This is a genomic window from Paraflavisolibacter caeni (assembly GCF_025628885.1).
GTDB classification, from domain to species: Bacteria; Bacteroidota; Bacteroidia; order Chitinophagales; family Chitinophagaceae; genus Flavisolibacter; species Flavisolibacter caeni.
Genome location: NZ_JAOTIF010000001.1, coordinates 955,983 through 979,636 on the forward strand (window position 1 = coordinate 955,983; position 23,654 = coordinate 979,636).

Below are 23,654 nucleotides of genomic sequence, written 5' to 3' on the forward strand. Positions count from 1 at the left end.
AGTGATTGTTCTTTGTAATTATCGCTACCTGGCTTTTGTAACTTGAGTTGGATCAATAAAATATTCATCTTCCTTTATGAATTCCACTTCTGTAATTGCATTCCACGAATTCATGCTGTTTCCATTGCATACGATCCTAAGATAGCGGGCCTGGGCAGGTGTTAAATGATAAGGTTCAAAATGAGTTGTCTGGCCACTACTATGCCCGGTATATAATGTCGTCCAATTAGTGCTATCCAGAGAGCTCTGAATTATAAAGTAGGCTTTTCTTTCATTTCCCCGGTACCATGCCACCTTAACTGTTTTTATCACTTCTATAGTATCAAAAGAATACCTGATCCATTGGCTATCTTCCTGGGCTGACCAGCGCGTATTGTATTTCCTATCAATAGTGTTGAATGCGACATTACCGTCATCAGCACTCGCTAATACATTCGTTATGATAACTTTTTGAGGATTATGAATGTCCACGGGAGTATAAGGCTGCAGATTGATGGTTTGCCCATAAACAATTGCTGTAACTGCTCTGTCTGTTTCAATTTTGGTGATTTCGCCCATCTGTAGCTGCATCAAAAATCCTGTAGTAGTGTCAAAGGTTGCTTCGGCTGTTGAATCATTATTTAGATCTATAGTTGATGCTTCACCGCCTGCAGAAGTTCTGCCTATATAAATGTTTCCTTTGACAGATCCTAGAATTGAAGTGAAGTCATTGCCCTTCCGAATAAAGCTTTTTTGTACAGAGTCAGCATCGGGGTCTTGTATGTTGCGGGGGTATATAAAAGTAATGTTACTATCAGTTCCTGAAATCATTCTGACAGGAAGAAGGTCGCCATATGAACTCCTCCGGGTTGTATCCGTGGCTGTAATTGTAGGAGATGAATGTAAGGCAATAAAGTTTTGCTGATCAGATTCATTAGAAAATGATGTGCTTGCAATATGAGATGTAAGATGATAGTTAAGGTAAGATGTGCCATCGAATGTTAATATTGGCCAGGTTATGCCGTAATTAGTTGTAGAAGATGTAAGTATTGATAGTATGCCATCAGGTATAATAATGAAGTCGTTTGTAAAAGTTGGTCCCGTTTGACCTCTTTTAGGTTTATAGTTTATCCGGCAGCGTACTAATAAAGGATGCGTAAACTGTGTGGAAAAAAAAGCTTCATAACGTTCAGGTAAACTTGCTAATCTTACCCAGTTATTATTCTCTAAAAAAGTTGGAGCAAAAGATATCCCTAAGCCCGATTTAGTTTCCCTGATGCCATCAGATGGACCAAGGCGTGAATCCCAGCCCGGCCTTGCAAAACGGACTACGCCTAATGTGGTCCAATAAAGATCATTATTCAAGTCTGTAGATCCCCTCATGCAAACTTCGATGTGCATTCCTCCTGCATTTGCAATAGCAGTAGACAAAGAAGTGTCGCTTACAATCGTATAGCCTCCTATTTCATTTGGAGCAGGTTTTTCTGCAATGGCAGTTCTGTGTCTCAAATAATTCTCCGCTATGTGATACATCATATAGCCATTGTAGTTAGTAAAAAAGCTGTATCCAGCATACCTGTTTCTGATTTGAGGATCGAAATGATTTTTCGTCACAGAATAAGTCCCATCAGATCTTTGCCACCTTTGAACACTCTGGAATCCAAGTGCTGCAGCGTGGCGATACTGACCCGCCAGCAGCGTATCTCCTTGATTGAAAGCTATTTCGGCCATGGTTTCAAAACTGTTGGCTAACACAAGATCATTCCAGGTGTGATTCCCACTACGTCCTCCCGCGACACCTTGCCCTGATGGATCTTGATATAAAAGGCTTGATTGAGTTCCTTTCATTAATATGTTTAAGATATCACCTTGAGATGCACCGTCATATCCATCAGCAACCATTGCCAGCAGATTACTTCTTGCTGCTGATTCATACGGCCATGTATCAGGATTGGAGGTGGAATCGTGGTAAAAATTCCATAAATTATTAATCAGTCTACTTTTTTGTGTATTGATCCAGCTGTCTTCAATCCAGTTCACCGCTTTATCTTTTTGTATAAACCCATATTTTGCCCTATACCATTCGCCCTTCATCGCATATGTTCTCCAGTTATGAGTTCTCCCACGGATAATTTTATTGACAGGAATTGACATCCTGGTCCTCCAGATTTGTATTTGTGAAGTTGAAACATAGGGAGCATAAAGAGGAATTGCTACTGCGAGGGGCGCCAGGAAAAATTCTCCATGATTGTCTGGTATCGACGAAGCGCCCTCTGCTACATCAGTAGTGGCCTTGTTCATAGCGGATACTCCTTCATCTAATAAATCTGAAGCACGGCCAGCAGAAATTAAAGTAGCAATCGCATTAGCAAAATATGGCGTAGCATATTGCATTTCATTATTTTCGTAGGGGTCAATGATAGCGCCGTTTGAATCCTGGAAGTTTACAGTTCTTCTGACGAGTCCTTCAACTTTATCCAGATAGGTATTTTCAGAAATGTTCAATGGAATCCATGGCCTTGAGGTGAGGTGATATCTGACATTTGGCAAAGTAGATGGCATTCCTATCTCTTGTGCGTACAATCTGATTGTGAAGTTCATTACAAACAAGAAAAAGTAAACAGAATAGTTGCCTTTAAATAATTGTTTAACAATAAAAAAGAATATACGCTTATTATGGTTTGATTGATTTACATAGATGGGATTAATAAACAGGAGCAGATGCTTGTAAAAAGATTTCATTATACTACCAGGGAGTATATAGAAGAAGTGCTGGTTCATAGATTAACGTTTAATGAAGGAGTGCTAATTATTAGCTGTCCATTTATTAACGAGGATGGATAAAGTTAAATAAATAAGCTTCATCATCGGGCTGTGTATAAAATCGGAAAATTATAAGAGCTCAATTATGGCTCTATGCATGAGTGGCCTGATTTTTGAAAGCTTAACAATAAAATAAAACTATAATGCCTATGTCAAAGAATTACTATTTATCAAATGGATATAACAATAAACAACATGAATAGGCTTCATGAGAAAGCTACTTATACTCTGGTTGAAATATCTCAGCGATAATTAAACTGAACAATAGCATATTCATGCAGGTGAGCCTTCTATAAGGAATGCTAAGATTTGATTTTCTAATTTGAATAGATGACTAATTTGAATTGCTAAGCAATGCTTATTCAATGGGATAATAAGCTTTGCAATAATATATATTTTTTTTTATAGATTAAATGTTTCTATTTTTATAAAAGACTTGCAGGATTTGCCTATTGTCATTATCGCCTACCTTACTTATCTGCTTTATGTTCAATTCTATCAATCCTAAAAATTACCACCAGATCCAACTATGAAAGGCTGTTTTCGTTAGGTGTTCAACATCCAAATTTCTTAACATGCGAACCAGCTTTTTAAATTTATCAACGGCTATTGCTGCAATGTTTTTTTTATTGTCTTTTCCGTTCCTTCAAACTCTTGACATTTCATCTTTCCTAACCAATACAGTTGAGTTTGGTGCCACGAACAGATTATCGGTAACGGAGCATAGGAGCATCAATTTGGCAAAGGTTTCAAGCATTTCTAATGTTTTCCATGCTACTAATTTTTCAGCCGGACCTTATTCTGCTACTGGCAACAAGGGCGCATATGCATTGACTAATTTAATGATCAATTTTCAGGATGTCTCAACTGTACCTCCAGGAGGTTGGTTGGTGGACTTTGGACAACCATATGGTGCGCGCACTTCAGCAAACCAAGGTACGGGTAATACTTATGGATGGGTCAAGCGTGTGGATAATACGCTGCTTGATATGACGGCATATGGACGAAAAAGATCTAGTCCTTCGGATGTATTGTTAGCAACGCTCATGCATATGCAGCCATCCGGTGCCACGGAAGGCAAATGGGAGGCTTTAGTGGTGAATGGCACATACAATGTTACTGTATCTGTAGGTGATGGTAGTTATGTAGACAGCAAACATTACATTAATATAGAAGGCACGGCTGCCATTGTTAATTTTATACCTACTACCAGTAACCGGTTCAAGTCTTCCTCTGTTACAGTAACTGTGTCCGATGGCAAATTGACTGTTGATGCTATTGGTGGTACCAACACCAAAATCAATTATATTATTATACAGCCCTCAATAAGCGGTCTGAATGTAAACTTCCAGGATTCAGCTACCGTTCCACCTGCAGGTTGGCTAAAAGACTTTGGGCAACCTTTTGGTGTCCGTACTTCAGCTTTTCAAGGCAGTGGCAATACATACGGATGGATTCATAAGGAGGATAATACGCCATTAGATCTGACTTTAAATGGGCGTAGGAGAAGTAAGCCTTCCAATAATTTATTGCAAGCTACGCTCATGCATATGCAGGCTGATGATGTAGTGAATTTTGCCGGAACCCCCATAGAAGGGCGGTGGGAAGCCCAGATTCCAAATGGGCTTTATGATGTAACTGTTTCAATAGGTGATGCTGTTTATTTCGGTCCCAACAAACAATCTATCAATATAGAAGGGGTCCTGGCGATTATTGATTATATTTCTACAGCAACTGCACCCTTCAAAACTGCAACGGTTACTGTTGAAGTGAGGGATGGACGTTTAACAGTTGATGCATTTGGAGGTAATAATACTAAAATCAATTACATATCCATAGTGCCCTCTACTTCTTCTAACTTACCTTTTGTAGAAACGGTGAATCCGCCTAACCGTTCCGGAAATGTTGGAGAGTATTCTTCTTTATCCACAGATGTTCTGAATTTACCAAATGGAGGCATTAATAACGCAACGATTACTCCTGCTACGGTTTTTCTAACTGAAGGACCCGGAGGCCCTGTTGTACCAGCAAACGTTAATGGTACGGGAGGTGGAGATGCTATTACCCTGGTGCCATCTGCACCTTTAAAATTGAGTACTACATATGTATTCAATGTTACCAATGGCGTAAAGGATTTGTCTGGTGCAGGTTTTATTCCTTTTTCCAGCGCGTTTACTACCACTTCGGTACCTACGCCACCACTGCCCAATGTGACGTTTACCAAAGTGCAACTGACCAATACAACCGGAAAGCATTCTAGTTTGACCATTGGACCGGATGGCAAATTATATGCATTAACTATTGATGGGATCATTAAACGGTTTACAATCAATGCTAATGGTACTTTGGGTACGCCTCAACTAATTTATTCTTTACAGGATGCCTATGGTACCAGGAAACAGCGGTTAGCCGTCGGGTTTGCATTTGATCCTTCCTCAACTGCCACCAACCTGATCGCTTATGTGACACATTGTACCTATGTATTTCAAAATGCGCCGGACTGGGATGGAAAATTGACAAAATTAAGCGGTAGCAATCTTCAGACTGTTCAGGATCTACTCATTAATTTACCCCGTTCATCCAAGGATCACGTGACCAACAGTATTACATTTGGTCCGGATGGTGCTTTGTATTTCACTCAAGGTTCTCTATCCGGAATGGGGGCTGCGGATATGACCTGGAATATGAGAGATGAACATTTACTCTCTGCAGCATTGTTAAGGCTGGATCTGACCAAATTGAGTACTTTACCCTTAAATGTAAAAACAACAGACGGGGGAGGTACTTACAATCCCTATGCGACTAACGCCCCTTTGACTATTTATGCTTCAGGAATCCGTAATGCTTATGATATGGTTTGGCATAGTAATGGCGAATTATATTTACCCACCAATGGTTCTGCTGCAGGTGGTAATACGCCAGCCTCAGTCAATGGAACATTAAGGCCTGATGGAACTACCTACAATGGGCCAAATGTGCCTGCATTAACCGATGTTCCGCAAACCCAGAAAGACTATCTCTTTAGGGTTAAGAAGGGTGGGTACTATGGTCATCCGAATCCTTCAAGGGGCGAGTACGCAATGAATGGAGCTAATCCTACAGCCGGAACAGATCCGGCCCAGGTTGACGCTTATGTTATCGGTACCAGGCCTGATGTAAACTGGAGGGGGTTTGCTTTTGATTTTCAGAACAATAAATCGCCCAATGGCGCTATTGAATATAAGAGTAATACTTTCAATGGTGCCCTGCAAGGAAAATTACTGGTGGTTCGCTATAGTCAAAATGATGATATTATTGCGCTTACCCCCGGAGGTACTAATAAAGATATTGTTAGCTTCAATGAAGGGGGCTCAATACAAGGTTTTACTGGTTTTGTAGACCCGCTGGATTTGATAGAAGATGTACGAAATGGAAATATCTATGTTTCTGAATATGGCGGTAATGGGAAGATCACATTGCTGAAACCAAATACTAGCTCTTCATCAAGTTTGGTTTCAGGCAACAATGTTGGAATTGAGCAGTCTGTTTCCAGTGCATACCTGGAACAGAATGCGCCCAATCCATTTAGTGATAATACAGTTATTGGTTACGGTGTGCCCCAGGATGCACGTTCAATGAAATTAGTGATTACAGACATGCGGGGGACAGTAGTGAAGAAAGTGTCACTTACCAAAGGAAAGGGCCAGATAACCATTGCCTGGGAAGAATTACCTGCCGGGACTTACGTATATAGCTTGTGGATTGATGATAAACAAATAGACAGTAAAAAGATGATTCTGCACAGGTAGCGATAAAAGTATGTGCCATTTCTGACCGTACCCTTACTTTTCAAAGTGTGTTGGGAAGCAATTAAGATAAAATAAAACACTTTGAGTTTTTATTATATCAGGCAACTGGTTAAACGATTCGCACGTTCATATATATTATGATATGCCTGCAGTTGCTATACTATTTATAAAATAGTAAGAATACCTTTTAAATAACCCATAATAGTTATTGACGTGAAAGAGAGAAACCATACTTACAGTGCCAAGCACATGAAATCTTTTTTTGATCCTATCTTTCTACTTGGATTTCTATGTGCATTTTCCTGCGCATCAGTGTTTGCTCAATCTCCCATAACATTGTCGCCAATTGAGGATGCGTTTGTGCGTAATGGTACCTATGCCGGTACTAATTTTGGTAGTGATATAAATTTAATTGTCAAAGGAACAACATCCAGTGGCTTTGCTCGGGTATCATATCTTAAGTTCCAGCTTGCAGGTGTCTCTAATGTAGTATCTGCCAAGCTCCGTGTATACGGTAGCAATACAGAAAGTGCAACTACTGTGAATATGTCTGTTTATGGCGTGAGCGACTCCTGGACGGAAGGCGGGATCACCTTTAACAATGCACCTGCTGCCAGTGGGTCTGCTTTAAGTAGTGCAGGGGTTAATAATGTGGCGCAATACTATGACCTGGATGTAACCGGTTTTGTACAAACTCAATTTTCTGGAGACAAAGTTGCCAGCTTCTTGTTGAAAGATCCTACTAACCAGGTGAAGACCCTGACTTTAAACAGCAGGGAAAACGCATCGAATCGGCCACAATTGGTTATTACTACTTCTGGTTCGGCACCTGCGAGCAATTCGTTGCTTTTTGTAGAAAACCTGGATAAATTTCCGTCAAATGATCATCCTGTTGCTTCCCGGATTCAAATCCCCTGGACAAGAGACTCAATGCCTCCGTACATATATAATGCTAACCATGACACTATTCGTCTCAGGATTCATAACAAGGGCATCGACCCGCTGGTGATCAGCAATTTAATATTATCCAATACATCGAACTGGATGTTTTCAAAACTAAATGGTGCTACCTATACTCCATCTGCATTACCGTTAACCATTAATTCGGGAGCATCTGCTGATCTTTATTTGTTATTTATTGCTAAAGACCTGGCAACCAGGGTTGCGATCGTAGTGAATAATCTTACAATTATTTCGAATGATAAGAAAACTCCTTCCAAAACTGTCTTCCTTCACGGTATCTATCAGAAGCAGGGTGAAGGCTCACATGAACCCCGTGCAGTTGAAGTAATCAATGCATTTAATTTTAAATCAGATCCGGGTTTTACTTACAAAGATCTTGACTTAGGTGATCCGAAGAAACCGAAAGGAGATGAAATTATTTCGGCCTATTTTGTCCGGGCAGATCCATCAATACCTATCACGGTCAGGCAGATGTCTGCCTATCATGGGTGTTGCGATAATATTTATACAGAATATTTAAGAGTCTTCAATAAAGGCACCAACCCAACTGTGGATCCGGCACCTGCTCTTGTTACGCAGATTGGTATCGATGCACAAACTTCGTTGCCTCGTAGGGCGACTCCTAATTTGCCGTCAGAAAATACCAATTACAATCCAACGACTGCATTTGGGTTTAAGGTAGGGAAGAGGGATCATACTGATACTATATATAATCCATCACGGAAAATTGGTATCCGGGTTTGGAAAGCAAAAGATGCCAATGGACGGCTAATTCCGAATGCTTACATTGTTTCCAATGATTACCTGGGTACTCAATTTACCAATTACGACTATAATGACAACACTTATTTTGTTACCAACATCAGACCGGAAGTAGGAACTGCTAACTTCTCAGCCCTTAGCGCCACTCCTTCAGCTGTTGATTTTGGTGAAAAGTTGCTGCAAAGTACCAATTCCTTTACCCTGAACCTGAAGAGCCTGGGACAAACCTATGCCAATGGCTCCAAAGATCCGAACATTGTCATTTCTTCAGTATCTGTAGTAGGGGATAATAGCGGGGAGTTTTCCGCATCCCTGCCAGCCGCTACAACCCTTGGGCCACAGGCTACTACAACGCTGACAGTAGGATTCAAGCCTGTTTCGGAAGGGTTGAAGATTGCTGATCTGCTGATTTATCACAACAACTCACCCACACCTCTACGGGTGCCGCTTTATGGCATCGGTAAGGCCTCTGGTACTACGGTTACAGTTCCATTCCGGATCAAGAGTGGTTCTTCCAGTAGCGTAACGGTGAATGGCAAGACCTGGGTGTCTGATGTGCCTTATGCTTTTGACAATCTTGAGCCCTTTACCAACAGCAGACTTACTCAAATCAGTGCAACGGATGAAGATGTGTTGTATTTAAGAGAGCAGTCTTCGGATGCAGATAAACGTCCATTCCGTTATGAAATACCTATAGCCAATGGCACCTATGCAGTTCGGTTGCATTTCGCAGAAATTTTCTGGGGCAATCCGGGATCCGGATTTATTGGAGGCGCTGGTTCGAGGGTGATGAGTGTGAACATAGAGGGCCAGCTAAAGCTGATCAACTTTGATGTAGCCCAGGAAGTGGGCTCAGCCTCAGCGATTATCAAGAACATTCCGGTAACGGTGAGTGATGGCAAGTTGAATATCAACTTTTCGGCTACAGTGAACAGGCCAATGGTGTGTGCTGTGGAAGTGTATCAATTCAGCAGTGGCGCATCAGTTACACAAGCCATCAGCGATGTCATTGAAATGAATAATGATCTGGCAAAACCAAAAGTTTATCCAAATCCGGCCAGGGATAAGTTCAAGATCGAGTTTCCAACTGGTTATGAGGGAAATGCAAACCTTGAGATATCAGACCAGTTAGGAAGAGTCAATGAAATTGGAGCATATCATATCCAAAAAGGAGGAACAACGGTTGAAATCAATCTCTCAAGGTTCCAGTTAAAACAGGGTATTTATTATCTGAAAATCATTTCTGAAAACAGGAATACGGAGGTTATTAAACTGCAATTAGAATAAATTTCAATAGTAAATAAAGCGAAGGTTCCTCTTTACGGAACTTTCGCTTTATTTAAGGCTTCATTTTCGACTGTATCTTTTACGTATAAGTAACTCGTAATCTGGGGTCTGATAATACCTGGCCATTCTCCATAATAGTACATTCCTTCACGAACATCTTCTACTTCAAATGAAATGCAATCTGTAAACTCGCAGACATTGAAATTGTTGTTTTTAAGCACAACTAGTGAAAGTGAGTATCCGGAATTGTTTAATAGGTTTTTGGGAATGATACACGTTAAAGCCAATATTCCTTTTTCAGCTGTTATGCTGGGAGTACCCAGGTTAAAAACACATTCCCTTTTTTCGGTAAACAGCATCACATTAACATTCAAAGAGCAATTATCCAGGAAACACCAAAATTCAAAGTCAAGCTGAATCGGGGAGTTTACTGTAATCAAGGTGCCAGATGTTTCACCCTGTGGCTTGGCTGAGGCCTTTTTTATACGGATCTGGGAGTTGCCTGGTGCAAGATCTGGGGCTGTCCATTGCTGTTTCGGGTCATTTTTTAAGCTGGTGAGATATGTATTGATCACGCCTGAAGTTTCACCGATGGCAGAAGCTTTACCTTTATTCAGCCATAAGGCTTTATTACACAAATTTCCTACGGCCTGTAAATTATGGCTCACAAAAAGGATGGTTCTGCCGTTATTATTTGAAACTTCCTGCATTTTCCCCATGCATTTTTTTTGAAAGTCGACATCTCCCACTGCCAGTACCTCATCGACGATCAGAATGTCTGGTTCAAGATGTGCTGCTACGGCAAATGCCAATCGCATATACATACCGGATGAATACCTTTTTACCGGGGTATCTAGAAATTTTTCTACACCGGAAAAGTCAACGATCTCGTCAAATTTTTTCTTGATTTCCTGTTTGCTCATTCCGAGGATGTAGCCGCTTATGTAAATATTTTGCCTGCCCGTAAACTCCGGATTGAAACCTGTTCCTACTTCCAAAAGACTACTCACTTTCCCTTTCCCTCTTACATAGCCTTTAGTCGGATTAATGATCCTTGAAATTATTTTTAATAATGTAGATTTTCCTGAACCATTGCTACCTATAATTCCCCAGGCTTCGCCTTGTTTTACTTCAAAACTTACTTCATTTAATGCCCAAATAAAGTCTTTTGATGTGTTCAAAACATCATCAGAAGGTATCTGGAAAAATGGATTTTCTTTTTTAAGGATTTTGGTTGACCACCAATTTTGCAAATCCCTCTTTAGTGATCCACTTCCGATCACTCCCAATTGATACATTTTGGATAAATCCTGAACCTGTAATATGACTTCTGACATAAAAGTTAAACGATATCTAATAAGGAATTGCTTTTTTTATTGAATACCAGCAGGGCTGTCAATAAAATTCCAAGTGTGATTAACGTGCTGACTAAAAGATTTAAATATGAAACTGTGCCTTCACCAAATAAGCTGAATCGGAACAATTCAAAATAAACGGTCAATGGATTTGCTTCCACAATCCACTTCAGACTTGGCCGCACTGATGCCAATGGGTAAATAACAGGCGTCATAAACATCAGCAATCGGATACCTAAACTGACCATGTTTGCAATGTCTCTGTATTTCACCGTAATCAATGAAATGATCAAGCCAACCCCAAGGCCTAAAGATCCAACCAGAAGTATAGATAAAGGCACGCCCAGTAAGTTGAGGCCGAAATGGATATTAATGTTCCGAAAAAGCCAATAATATAAAACGAGCAGAATTAACAATGCTAATTGAAGTAAGCAACGCAAAAAATGTGTGCATACAACAGATACAGGCATAATAATTCTGGGGAAGTAAACTTTACTGAATAAGTAGAAGTGCTCTTTAAAGGTATTCGATGTGCCTGTGAAACTTTCACTGAAGAAGTTCCAAAGTACAATTCCTGAAAAATAAAACAATATTGGAGGCAATGTGCCTACTGACAGGCCTACTAAGTTTCTGAAAACTATTACATAGGTAATTAAGGTAAATACTGGCTGTAAGAGGGACCATAGAGGACCTAAAATTGTTTGCTGATAATTTAATGTGAAATCTCTTTTTACTAAATTGATCAAAAGGTGGCGGTAAGCCCAAATTTCCTTTAAATTCCAGTTCCAAGTAGTTACATTTTTTCCTATTTCCCAATCCCATTTATTTGTTATTGACATGGTGATGTGTTGATGTACCGCTCTGAAAATATTCTAATTACCCTAAAGTAATATTTTACAGTGAAAAATGGAAATGTAAACTCGTCAGTTTTATGGAGCAATAAGCTCTTCAATATGTGAAACGTTTCAATTTTGTTTAGTCCTTTCAGTATGTAGCAACTAGTTATTAAAATGTATTTTTTTATACAAGCAGGTGATATTCTACTTTTTTATCTATTTGAATTATTTAAAGTTATTAAAAGAATATGTATGCTTTGAAGATAAAATTTTTTTGTTAAGTTTTTAAATCCCTTAATTTTGGTTTAAATCCGTAAACTCCGTACCTGCTTAAACGATCCGCTCCATCCGTTTTTTACCCTGTGTCGTTATTAATATCCTCTGCAAAGATTGAATTGTTTATATCCTAGTTAATTATCATTGTAACAGGCTTAAGAAGTATTACAATCATTATGTAAAGCTTTTTTAAGAACAGGCAAGGTTTAGCTTCATTTTGCAATATGGTCTTGTCTGAAAATTCCCGATTGTTTGTGTGGTTGGTCTTGTTCGTTTTGTAATGGAATCATCAATCTGGCAATTGATGTTAACGGTGAATGAGCGCATGAATAGATATCCTAAGGAATGCTAAACAGTTTGTATTCATTTCCTGTGTTTTTAACCAAGTATAGATTTTATACACCTTAACCATTTGTTCAACTTAAACTCCGGAGCTGTGATTAGAGACATCTTTACGCTTTTCAATCGTTTTCAGGTTGCATCCTATTCCAAGCTATTTTTTTTGGTGTTTTGTTGTAGTTTATTGACTACCACTGTTTTAGCTCAATCTTCATTTGACACAACGACTGTCACACCTGCAGGAGATGCGTATGTTCGTGATGGTAGTTATGCTGCCATCAATTATGGGACAGATCCTACATTGGTGCTGAAGACCAATACAACAACTGCAACTGGTTTTAAGCGATACTCTTTTTTGAAATTTGCGCTCACTGGTGTTACTGATTCGATTGTATCGGCAAAGCTGCGCGTATATGGTAATAATACAGAGAATACCGCTCTTATATACATGTCGTGCTTTGGTGTTGCTAATGATTCCTGGAATGAAACCAGTATTAACTGGAACAATATGCCAGCTTCATCCGGGGCAGCCTTGAGTACTGTAGGTGTCAATAGCCAATTACAATATTATGAGCTGGATGTAACCAATTTTGTAAAGTCACAGTTTGCCGGAGATAAGATCGCGAGCTTTGTGTTAAAAGACACCTTAAAGCAAAATAAAACGCTGACATTCAACAGTAAAGAGCAGGTGCTCAATCGGCCACAACTTGTCATTATAACCGAAAATACAGGTGGCCAGACTGAAAACGCTATCTTATTTAATCAATCTACTCAAAATGCTGATGTAGAACAAGGTGGCACACAAAGTCTCCTTGAATTTATTTCTACCTCCAATAATGTTCCTGTAAATGCACAATTGAATGCCATAGACGCAAACGGAAGTGTGCCTGCATGGCTAAGTGTAAACGGAAATGTTTTAAATGGTATCAATTATACAACCGGGTCTGAAATCACTTTTGATTTTGATGCCACCAATTTATCCATTGGAAAATATTCAGCGAAGGTAGTAGCTTCTGCTCCAGGATATCAGAATGCTACACTAGATATATTCTTAACAGTAAAAGCTGGGTCAAACGGTACGCCCGTTAATTTAAAAATTAATTTCCAGGATGCGGCCACCACACCGCCGGCTGGCTGGATAAGGGATTTTGGAGAACCATTTGGGCTGCGAACAGGGGCTAACCAAGGTTCAGGCAATACGTATGGGTGGGTAAAGCGATCGGATAACACTCCGCTTAATTTGACCCAATATGGCCGTAAAAGAACGACGCCTTCTGATATCTTACTGGCTACATTTATGCATATGCAGCCAACGAGCACAATTGAAGGAAAATGGGAAATTCAGGCGGCCAATGGCAATTATGATGTTACAGTTTCTGTAGGAGATGGTAGTTATATAGACAGTAAACATTATATTAATGTAGAAGGGGTACCGGCGATTGTTAATTTTGTTCCTACCACTAGCACCCGCTTCAAATCGGCAACTATCTCTGTAACTGTAGCGGATGGACTATTGACTGTTGATCAAATAGGGGGGACAAACACAAAGATAAACTATATCATCATTCAGCCCAGTACCAGCGCAAGACCTTCTGTGGTACTGGTAAGCCCTGAACATGGCTCTCAAAATGTGAGTGAAAATACTTCAATATCAACTAGTATTTTGAACTTGCCTAATGGTGGTGTTAATAATAATACCTTGACCTCTTCTTCCGTTTATTTGTCCGAACAGGGGACAAATACCCATGTGCCTGCGCATGCAAATGGAACGGCAGGGGGAGATGCTATCACTTTAGTGCCGGATAATCCATTGAAGCTTAACACAAGTTATGTCTTTACCATTACAGATAGTGTGAAGGATTTGTCAGGAGCTTCCTTTATTCCATACTCCAGTACCTTCACCACGACTGCTGTTTCAACGCAAGCACTCCTTAATGTGAAATTCGATCATATCAAGTTATCCAACACAGTGGGTAGGCATTCCAGTCTGACGATCGGGCCGGATGGTAAGCTTTATGCTTTAAGTATTGACGGGGTCATTAAACGCTTTGTTATCAACCCTGACGGCACTTTACAAGATCCTGAATTGCTATTTTCTTTACAAGATGCTTATGGTAGCAGGACGCCGAGATTAGCCATTGGCTTTACTTTTGACCCTTCGTCAACAGCCAATAACCTGATTGCATATGTGACCCATGGCTCCTTTATGTTTGTAGATGCTCCTGATTGGGACGGGAAGCTGACAAGGTTAAGTGGCAATAATCTTCAAAATGTTCAGGATCTTTTGATCAATTTACCAAGATCGGCTAAAGATCACCTGACCAATAGTATTGCATTTGGCCCGGATGGCGCCATGTATATAAACCAGGGCTCTAATAGTGCCATGGGGCTTGCTGATCTGACCTGGGAGTCTAGAGATGAGCATTTGCTTACAGGGGCTGTATTGCGGTTGGACTTAACAAAATTGGGAACATTACCATTAAATGTAAAAACTGCGGAAGGAGGTACTTATAATCCTTATGCTCCCAATGCACCATTGACTATTTATGCTTCAGGGGTTAGAAATGCTTATGACCTGGTATGGCATAGCAATGGAGAGCTGTATGTACCCACCAATGGTTCTGCGGCTGGTGGTAATTCGCCTGCCTCTGTTGCTGGTACAATAAGGCCGGATGGTACACCTTATAATGGTCCTTCAATACCAGCGTTAACGAACGTGCAGCAAACCATGAAAGATTTTCTTTTCAGGGTTAAACCAGGTGGGTATTATGGTCATCCCAATCCTTCCAGGGGCGAGTATGTATTGAATGGAGGTAATCCCACAACCTCAATAGATCCTGGTCAGACAGATGCCTATCCTATCGGTATTGCACCTGATGCCAATTGGCGTGGCTATGCTTTTGATTTTCAAGCCAATAAATCACCTGATGGCGCAATAGAATACAAGAGCAATACATTCAATGGGGCTTTGAAGGGAAAGTTATTGGTGGTACGGTACAGCCAAAACGATGATATTGTTACACTTACTCCTGGAGGTGCTAATAATGATATTATAAGTTACAATGACGGAGCATCCATACAAGGCTTTACTGGATTTATAGATCCATTGGATCTAACGGAAGATGTAAGAAATGGTAATATCTATGTTTCTGAATATGGGGGAGAAGGCATCATAACCCTCCTCAGGCCTCAGGGATCTACAACTACAGTTGGAAATCTCATTACCGTCAAACCCATGAAGATATACGATAATGATGTAATAGGTGGAGCTGTTGGTATCAATCGAGTGGTTAAAATAAAAAATACATCTGATACCAGTGTTCTTACCGTTTCAGGTATTTCCTTAACCGGAACAAATGCGGATCAGTTTGTATTGGGTAACTTACCTACTTTCCCTGCAGGTATTAATCCAGGTGATTCAATTAGTATTTCAGTAGCCTTCAATCCATCAACTGTGGGTTTAAAGACTGCATCAGTTGATATCGCCAGCAATGATGCCAATAACCCAACTGTTTCTGTAGCTCTAAGGGGCATAGGTACTTCAGGAACAGGTGGAACGAATGAGCCATCTTTACAAGCATTATTAAATTTGTTGGAGATACCTATTTCAGTGGGTGATGACAATGCGGCAACAACTGTAATTAACAGCAGTACAAGTTTGCAAAAAGCCCCTCTTTTAGGGGATGAAGTAAGCATCCAGAAATTTGTTAAAGCAGATACGGGAGTCGTTACCATTGAACCATTGGCCGTGTTTGGTCCTACAACCAATAACCCGGTTGTTGGAATGGGCTGGTACAATTCAGGAGATAGTACCTCTAAACATGAATTATTAACTGTTTCCAATAATCCTGTGTCCAATGGCCAGACTGTCAACGTAAACTTTACTGGTACACTTTCATATGATCCGGGAACAGCTTCCTTTGGATTCTATTCCCGCTGGCCATTCTTTAGCAACAGGCATCTTTATAGCGAGGACAGCCTGAATACGTTCACCGGAAGTATACCACACCACGTTCGTGTTTATCCATATAAAAATACAAGTGGTGTAGAGGTGCCATTTACTTATCTGGTTGCATTTGAGGAGACGACTACGGGCATCGATTTCCAGGATATCGTATTTGTCGTTAAAAACGTAAAAACAGCTGCGCAAGCCGCCACGGTTAACATAGAGCCAATAGCTGATGCATATGTGCGGAATGGCACTTATGCGAATACCAATTATGGATCTGATACAGCTCTGGTTGTTAAAGGGGCTACCGCCAGCAGTTTTACCCGGCAGTCTTACCTGAAATTCCCATTGAACAGTGTTAATGATGTCGTATCTGCCAAGCTTCGTATTTATGGCCGCAATACAGAAAGTACAGCCAATGTAAAAGTAACGGTTCATGGCGTTGCGGATGATTCATGGACGGAAGGTGTCATTAACTATAATAACGCACCTGGTGCTGCCACTACTTCTATTGGTTCATTAGACATCAATGATGTGGCAAAATATTATGAACTGGATGTTACTAATACAGTGAAAGCTCAATTTGCCGCGGATAAGATAGCCAGCTTTGTATTGAAAGATTCGGCTAATCAAAATAAAACCATTTCTTTTAATAGCAAGGAAAATGCGTTCAATCAACCACAGCTGATCATTACAACCACTAGTGAAGTACCTGCTGGTAACACGCTTTTATTTGTGGAGAATTTGGATAAGTTCCCATCAAATGAGCTCTATGTTGCATCAAGAATACAGACTCCATGGACAAGAGACACAGTAGCGCCGTTTACCTATAATGCAAACCACGATACTGTCAGGATCAGGATTCATAATAAGGGCATCAATCCATTAGTTGTCAGCAAATTGATTTTGTCTAATCAAAAGGACTGGAAGTTGTTTAAGCTAAAAGGTGTTGACTATACTCCATCGGCTATACCAGTTGTTGTCAATCCAGGCACATTTGCGGATCTTCAAGTGTTATTTATCGCCGATGATTCAGTTACTACAGCAAGGAATAAATTTTTGCAGGATAATATCACCATCGTTTCCAATGATGACAATGCACCATTTAAGACCTTAGCTCTTAACGGATTTTGGCAGAGACAAGGAGAAGATGTCTTTGAGCCTAGTGCTCAGGCTATCATCAATGTATTCGGATTCAAAACAAAAACCGGTTTTAGCAGTACGGATCCTGATGATGGCGACCCTAGTAAGCCTAAAGGGGATGAGATTCTTTCTTCTTATTTTGTGCGGGCTGATGCTTCCAAACCTATAACTATACGGCAGATGTCAGCTTATCACGGATGCTGTACCTTCACGGAAACCTTCAGGTGGCACCTCAAAGGATCAAACACTTTGAATGCAGTCTTTACCCATATTGGCCGTGATGCGCAATCTATGCTCCCACGGAGAAGTTTACCCACTAACCCTGCCGAAGGCTCTTTCACTCCAACTGGTGCTTTTGGCTTTAGAATTGGGAGCCAGGACTGGACTGATACTTTAAAAAATACAGGGCATAAGATCGGTATACGGGTATGGAAGGCATATGATGCCAATGGGCAAATTATTCCTAATACCTATATTGTTTCCAATGATTACCTGGGTACACAGTTTACCAACTTTGATTATAATGACAATACCTATTATGTGACCAACATCAGACCGGAAATCGGAACTGCTTACTACTCAGCACTCAGCGCGACTCCTTCTGCTGTTGATTTTGGAGAACATCTTTTGCAAAGTACCAACTCCTTTACGCTTAACCTGAAGAGTTTGGGACAGACATATGCTAATGGTTCCAGTGATCCGGATATTACCATTTCTTCTGTTGCAATTGTTGGTGATAATAAATCAGAGTTCACTGCTGCTATGCCAGTCAGCACGACTCTGAGTCCGCAGGCAACCACCAGTCTGACCATTGGGTTCAACCCAATTTCGGAAGGGCTGAAGATCGCAGACTTGCTGATCTATTATAACAATTCTAATTCGCCACTCAGGGTGCCACTATATGGAATTGGAAAAGCAACAGGTACGACTGTTAGTGTGCCATTCCGCATCAAGAGTGGATCTTCCAGCAATGTAACGGTGAACGGTAATACCTGGGTGTCTGATGTGCCTTATGCCTTTGACAACCTGGAGCCATTTACCAATTCTCAATTGACCCAAATCAGTGCTACAGATGAGGATGCCCTCTATTTAATTGAGCAATCTTCCAATGCAGATAAGAAACCTTTCCGCTACGAGATTCCCATTGCTAATGGCAGTTATGTAGTGCGGTTGCACTTTGCAGAGATCTACTGGGGTAATCCGGGTGCGGGGCTGGTTGGCGGACCAGGTTCACGGGTGATGAGTGTGAATGTGGAGAATCAACCCAAGTTGATCAATTTTGATGTGGCACAGCAAGTGGGGTCAGCTTCGGCGCTCATTAAGAACATTCCGGTAACGGTGAGTGATGGCAAATTGAACATCGACTTTTCGGCTACAGTGAACAGGCCAATGGTGTGTGCTGTTGAAGTATATCAATTCAGCAGTACTCCATCGTTGATTACAAATGCCAGAACAGATAATTTGGGTATGGATAATGGTTTAGTTAAACCCATAGTGTACCCTAATCCGCTCAATAAAAAGTTCTTTATTCAGTTTCAATCGGTTTACAAAAATATTTCACTTCAGATTGTTGACATGACTGGCAGGGTATTTGAGTTATCAAAGCCGAGCTTCATTGTAAGTGGATCGACAATGGAGGTAGATGTTTCAAAATTCAACTTCAAGCCTGGAGTGTATTTTTTGAAAATAAATTCGAGAGAAAGGAAAACAGAAGTGGTTAAATTACTCATACGCTAGCATTTTGAGTTTGCCGGTTTTGGCAAGTTTTGGAACCTTAAGTTATGAAAAATGTTGAGGTAAAATATGTAAGCTTAAAATGGCTTTTAGTGTAAGTTATTAATGTATATTTTTTACAATACGAAGGCACTGAAATTGTTTTAAACATTCATTTTCAGTGCCTTAGTTTTCACAACGATCTTTAAAAGTGCAAGCTTTAATATAAGGGTTTATTAGGCATTTACGTTAATTAATTTTTGTATTATTGTGAAATTTAGTTACTTTCATTTAAGTTTTAGTGACAGTGTTCTTGATCGTTTGATGTAGTGTTAAAATCACTAAAGAACAAACAAGTAGGTGCTGTGTCACTTTGCTAACGTTGTGGTCTTTTTACGTTTAAAACCAATGTAAATCTATTATCCATTTAAGGCCACTGAAAAGTTTGCTATTCCATATTCCTCCTTATCCGATATTCTTTCGAATTATCTTATTTAAATCTGTATTGAAACTTTCATATTCAATCATAAATAATGAAGTTCGGATACTCATCATTGATGCTTATTTTATTATTGCCGTTGTTCTTTTCATGTGCTAATACACGTGAATCAATATATTTCGATATTAAGAAAGATTCAACAACCTTAATTCAATATCAAAATACAAGTCCTTTAATACAAAAAAATGATCTTTTAAGTATTACGGTGAGCAGCTTAAGCCAGGAAGCCTCACTGGTTTATAATGTATCGAATAATGTTTCCGGGACTGGTTCAGGTGCAGTTTTAGGAGGATATCTGGTCAATAGTGAAGGTAATATACAATTTCCTGTCATTGGAAGTATTAAAGCAGAAGGTTTTACCAAAGAAGAATTACAAGTTAATATTACCCGTAAGCTTATCGAACAGAAATTGCTTTTGAATCCAATAGTAAGTATACGCAATCTTAATTTTAAGGTTACTGTACTTGGTGAAGTGGGAAAGCCTACTGTTATCAATGTACCTACAGAAAAAATAAATTTACTGGAGGCAATCGGGTTTGCAGGTGATTTAACCTTGTATTCAAGTAGAAGCGATGTAATGGTGTTGCGAGAAGAAAATGGTGCCAGAACATTTAAAATAATTGATCTGACCAAGAATGACGTTTTTAGTTCCCCTTATTTCTATTTAAAGCCTAATGATGTTGTTTATGTAAAGCCAAATAAGACAAAGATTTCCAGTGTGAGCAATACAAGGTTATGGCTCCCCACCATATTTAGTGCTCTAACATTATTATCAGTGCTTTTTTATCGAGTATCAAGGTAATTCCAGTATAACAAGATAAAATTTATTTTTCATGAGTGTTAAAAAAATAAAGACCGAAGAAAAGGAAGACAGTGTACTGAGCTTTCTCCTTTTCAGATTCGCACCTTACTGGCCTCTTTTTATTTTATTATTGTTATTATGTAGTATCGGTGCATGGTTTTATTTACGATTTTCAACTCCGCTATATGAAGCTTATGCTACCATATTAATCAAGGATGAGAAAAAAGGTGTTGATGACAACAGGATGCTAGAGTCATTGAATATTTATACTTCTTCAAAGATTGTTGAGAATGAAATGGAGATTATTCGTTCCAGGACACTCATGAAAGAAGTGGTCAAAAATTTACACCTGTATGCTCCTGTGTCCGAAGAGGGGCGTTTTAATAAAATTAATGCATACGAGACATCCCCTATAAAGATAGAAGTAAAAGAACCTGAGAATATAAAAATGTTTCAGCCGGATATCCCTATTTATTATGATCAAAAGAAATCAACCGTTACTTTAGATAGGAAGAGCTATCCTGTTGGCAGTTGGGTCAATACACCATATGGTGATCTTAAATTTGTTCTTAATCCTTATGCGGATCCAGATAACAATGAACACAAGCAGCTTTATTTTTCATTGTTCAGACCTGACAATGTGGCTTCCTTTTTGGCATCCAGGGTTGGTGTCCAACCAACTAATAAGATCGCTACTGTATTGGGATTGTCATTCAGGGACGAATCGGCTTCCAGGGCAATTGATATATTAAACGAATTAATAGAGGTTTATTCGATCAACTCTGTTAAGGAAAAGAACCTGATGGCAGCAAATACACTTACTTTCATCGATGAGCGTTTGCGCTATGTTATTAATGACCTGGATTCTATTGAACGTTCCATACAGCATTATAAAACAAAGGAGGGGATTGTAAACTTAAGCGAGCAAAGCAAAAACTTTCTTCTAAATGTAAGTGATAATGACCGGCAAGTTAGTAATATCAATATGCAGATTGCAGTGTTGGACCAAGTTGAGCGGTATGTGGTATCCAAGAATAATGATGTTGGTATCGTGCCATCTGCGTTGGGTTTGAATGACCAATTATTGTCACAGTTATTGCAAAAATTGTACGATGCAGAATTGGAATATGATAAGCTGAAGAAAACAATGGCTGAAAACAGTCCACAGGTTGTTGCTGTGGCCAGTGAAATAGAGCGCATCAGGCCTACTATTTTAGAAAATGTCCGCAATCAAAGAACGAGCTTATTCGCAAGCAAAAAAAATGTATCAGAAACCAGTGGTGCTTATAATTCTTATCTAAAAACTATCCCGCAAAAGGAAAGAGAATTATTAGAAATCAGCCGTCAGCAATCCATTAAAAATAATGTTTACTCTTTCCTATTAGAAAAACGTGAAGAGACAGCTTTGGCTTCATCTTCCACACTTGCTGATAGCAAATTAATTGATCCTGCTCTTTCCAATTACTCACCAGTAAGTCCTCAAAATAGCACCGCATACCTAAGTGCTTTCGCACTTTCATTTATTATAGGTATTGCTTTGGTTTGTTTCAAAGAATTATTCACAGGGAAAATATTATTCCGTTCGGATATTGAGAAATACACCAGGATTCCTATTGCTGCTGAAATTACGAATGTAAAGAATAATAAAAGTGAATTAGTCGTAAACAGACCTGATAAAATATTTTTAACTGAGCAGTTTCAGCATTTACGAGCTGCCATTGGTTTGCATGGAAGGGTGGTCTCCAAGCAAAAAGTACTTATTACCTCCAGTATTGCAGGTGAGGGCAAGAGTTTTGTAGCTGCTAACTTAGCATTAAGTCTTTCCTCATCTGGTAAAAAGGTGTTGCTAATCGATGCGGATTTGAGAGGTCCAAAGACTACATCTATCTTCAATATGGAAGATAGAGAAGGACTCGTCGAATTTCTTGAGGGAAATGTAGGTGTTGAGGACATTATCAGATATAGTGACAATAATAACTTATATGTGATACCTGCCGGGGGTGATTGTAACAATCCAACTGAGATTCTTTTGAATGGAAAACTCAATGAATTGTTTACATATATCGAAGAGTTATTTGATTATATTTTAGTAGATACCTCTCCGGTTGATCCTGTGACAGATGCATATGTGCTTTCTTGTTATTGTGATAAGACCCTTTTTGTTATACGTCATGGATATACGCCTAAGACCATGGTGCAAATATTGGATGAGAGTAATAAAGTAACAGCATTAAGTAATCCATTTATTGTATTTAATGGGATTAAGAAAAGAGGTTTCATCAAAGGTAGCTATGGATTCGGTTACGGATTTGGATATGAATATGTATATAAGAACCGAAATGGTGTTAAAAACAGAAAGGTTTCAATCAGTTAAAGGACTTTTTTGGTATTGTAAGAAAGAAAAACTTGCATTCTACTGATCATCAGTGATGGTAGAAATTGCATTGTAAAATAGGATGAGTGCCAATATGGAAATGTATAAAATAATAAATGTATGGGTAAAATGAATTGGTATTTAATTTATACACGGCCTAATTGGGAAAATAAGGTTGTTGATCATCTGCAAAGAAAGGGGATTGAGAATTATTGTCCTTATAATAGAGATTTGAATGAGGCCGGCAATAGAAGAAAGGTAACTTATAAGCCCCTGTTTACATCATTTGTTTTTGTTCGGGTAAATGCCTTACTTCTTACGGAATTGAAAAAGATTGATGGGATTGTCAGCCTTGTATTCTGGCTAGATAAGCCTGCTGTGATTAGAGATATTGAAATTGAAATGATGAGGCGTTTTTTAAATGAGCATATAAATGTGCAACTTGAAAAGAATATTGTCAATATAAATGGAATGGTAAAGATCACAAATGGTGATTTGTGTGAAGAGGAGGGTGACATCAGCATTAGTTCAAAAAGGGTAAAGTTGGTATTGCCTTCGTTGGGTTACTCATTGGTAGCTGAAGTGAGTAATACAAATGTGGAATTAATTGTACAAGCTGATTTATTGCGCTATAATTCTACACCAAAGGAGGACACTGTGGATTATGGCTTGTAATTAAGTTTTGTATTTCTTATAATTCAAAAATAAAATTTCAATCTATATCTACGACTTTTTCAAGTCTAATGAAAAACCATCAATTATTTGT

At 39.3% G+C, this 23,654-nt stretch carries 9 protein-coding genes; 6 read left to right on the forward strand and 3 right to left on the reverse strand.

Features of this window, described 5'->3' with window-relative positions; all coding sequences use genetic code 11:
• Window positions 1-24: 24 nt before the first annotated feature.
• Complete coding sequence (locus tag OCK74_RS03975) at window positions 25-2,760, reverse strand: discoidin domain-containing protein (RefSeq protein WP_279295699.1); 2,736 nt, start codon at window positions 2,758-2,760, stop codon at window positions 25-27.
• 617 nt (window positions 2,761-3,377) lie between these two features.
• Between OCK74_RS03975 and OCK74_RS03980 the strand changes: the two genes are divergently transcribed.
• Window positions 3,378-6,590: an Ig-like domain-containing protein gene (locus OCK74_RS03980; protein WP_279295700.1), complete on the forward strand. Its 3,213-nt coding sequence runs from the start codon at window positions 3,378-3,380 to the stop codon at window positions 6,588-6,590.
• Between the two features lie 249 nt (window positions 6,591-6,839).
• On the forward strand, window positions 6,840-9,602 hold the full coding sequence (locus OCK74_RS03985; protein WP_279295701.1) for a CBM96 family carbohydrate-binding protein: 2,763 nt from the start codon (window positions 6,840-6,842) through the stop codon (window positions 9,600-9,602).
• 32 nt (window positions 9,603-9,634) lie between these two features.
• Here the strand turns inward: OCK74_RS03985 and OCK74_RS03990 are convergent, their stop codons facing one another.
• Together OCK74_RS03990 and OCK74_RS03995 are read right to left on the reverse strand one after the other, a co-directional pair.
• Window positions 9,635-10,939, reverse strand: coding sequence for an ABC transporter ATP-binding protein (locus OCK74_RS03990; protein WP_279295702.1), 1,305 nt, complete (start codon window positions 10,937-10,939; stop codon window positions 9,635-9,637).
• A 5-nt stretch (window positions 10,940-10,944) separates the two neighbouring features.
• Window positions 10,945-11,796 carry an ABC transporter permease gene (locus tag OCK74_RS03995; RefSeq protein WP_279295703.1) on the reverse strand — a complete coding sequence of 284 codons (852 nt, stop codon included), beginning with the start codon at window positions 11,794-11,796 and terminating at the stop codon, window positions 10,945-10,947.
• A gap of 709 nt (window positions 11,797-12,505) precedes the next feature.
• Here OCK74_RS03995 and OCK74_RS04000 point away from each other — a divergent pair.
• The 4 genes from OCK74_RS04000 to nusG all read left to right on the forward strand — a co-directional run bounded on the left by OCK74_RS04000 (window position 12,506) and on the right by nusG (window position 23,563).
• Window positions 12,506-19,237 (forward strand): CBM96 family carbohydrate-binding protein, encoded by a 6,732-nt coding sequence (locus OCK74_RS04000; RefSeq protein ID WP_279295704.1) that lies wholly within the window; start codon window positions 12,506-12,508, stop codon window positions 19,235-19,237.
• A gap of 509 nt (window positions 19,238-19,746) precedes the next feature.
• Window positions 19,747-20,514 carry a polysaccharide biosynthesis/export family protein gene (locus OCK74_RS04005; RefSeq protein ID WP_279295705.1) on the forward strand — a complete coding sequence of 256 codons (768 nt, stop codon included), beginning with the start codon at window positions 19,747-19,749 and terminating at the stop codon, window positions 20,512-20,514.
• A gap of 31 nt (window positions 20,515-20,545) precedes the next feature.
• Entirely contained in the window at window positions 20,546-22,888 is a 2,343-nt protein-coding gene (locus OCK74_RS04010; RefSeq protein WP_279295706.1) for a GumC family protein, read from the forward strand.
• Window positions 22,889-23,017: 129 nt separating this feature from the next.
• Entirely contained in the window at window positions 23,018-23,563 is a 546-nt protein-coding gene (gene nusG / locus OCK74_RS04015; protein ID WP_279295707.1) for a transcription termination/antitermination protein NusG, read from the forward strand.
• Window positions 23,564-23,654 lie beyond the last annotated feature (91 nt).

Excerpts from the sequence above, each read along its gene's own strand:
- OCK74_RS03975 (WP_279295699.1), bottom strand. The coding sequence starts at position 2,760 with ATGAACCAGCACTTCTTCTATATACTCCCTGGTAGTATAATGAAATCT.
- OCK74_RS04010 (WP_279295706.1), top strand. The coding sequence starts at position 20,546 with ATGAGTGTTAAAAAAATAAAGACCGAAGAAAAGGAAGACAGTGTACTG.
- OCK74_RS04005 (WP_279295705.1), top strand. The coding sequence starts at position 19,747 with ATGAAGTTCGGATACTCATCATTGATGCTTATTTTATTATTGCCGTTG.
- OCK74_RS03980 (WP_279295700.1), top strand. The coding sequence starts at position 3,378 with ATGCGAACCAGCTTTTTAAATTTATCAACGGCTATTGCTGCAATGTTT.
- OCK74_RS03985 (WP_279295701.1), top strand. The coding sequence starts at position 6,840 with ATGAAATCTTTTTTTGATCCTATCTTTCTACTTGGATTTCTATGTGCA.
- nusG (WP_279295707.1), top strand. The coding sequence starts at position 23,018 with ATGAATTGGTATTTAATTTATACACGGCCTAATTGGGAAAATAAGGTT.
- OCK74_RS03990 (WP_279295702.1), bottom strand. The coding sequence starts at position 10,939 with ATGTCAGAAGTCATATTACAGGTTCAGGATTTATCCAAAATGTATCAA.
- OCK74_RS03995 (WP_279295703.1), bottom strand. The coding sequence starts at position 11,796 with ATGTCAATAACAAATAAATGGGATTGGGAAATAGGAAAAAATGTAACT.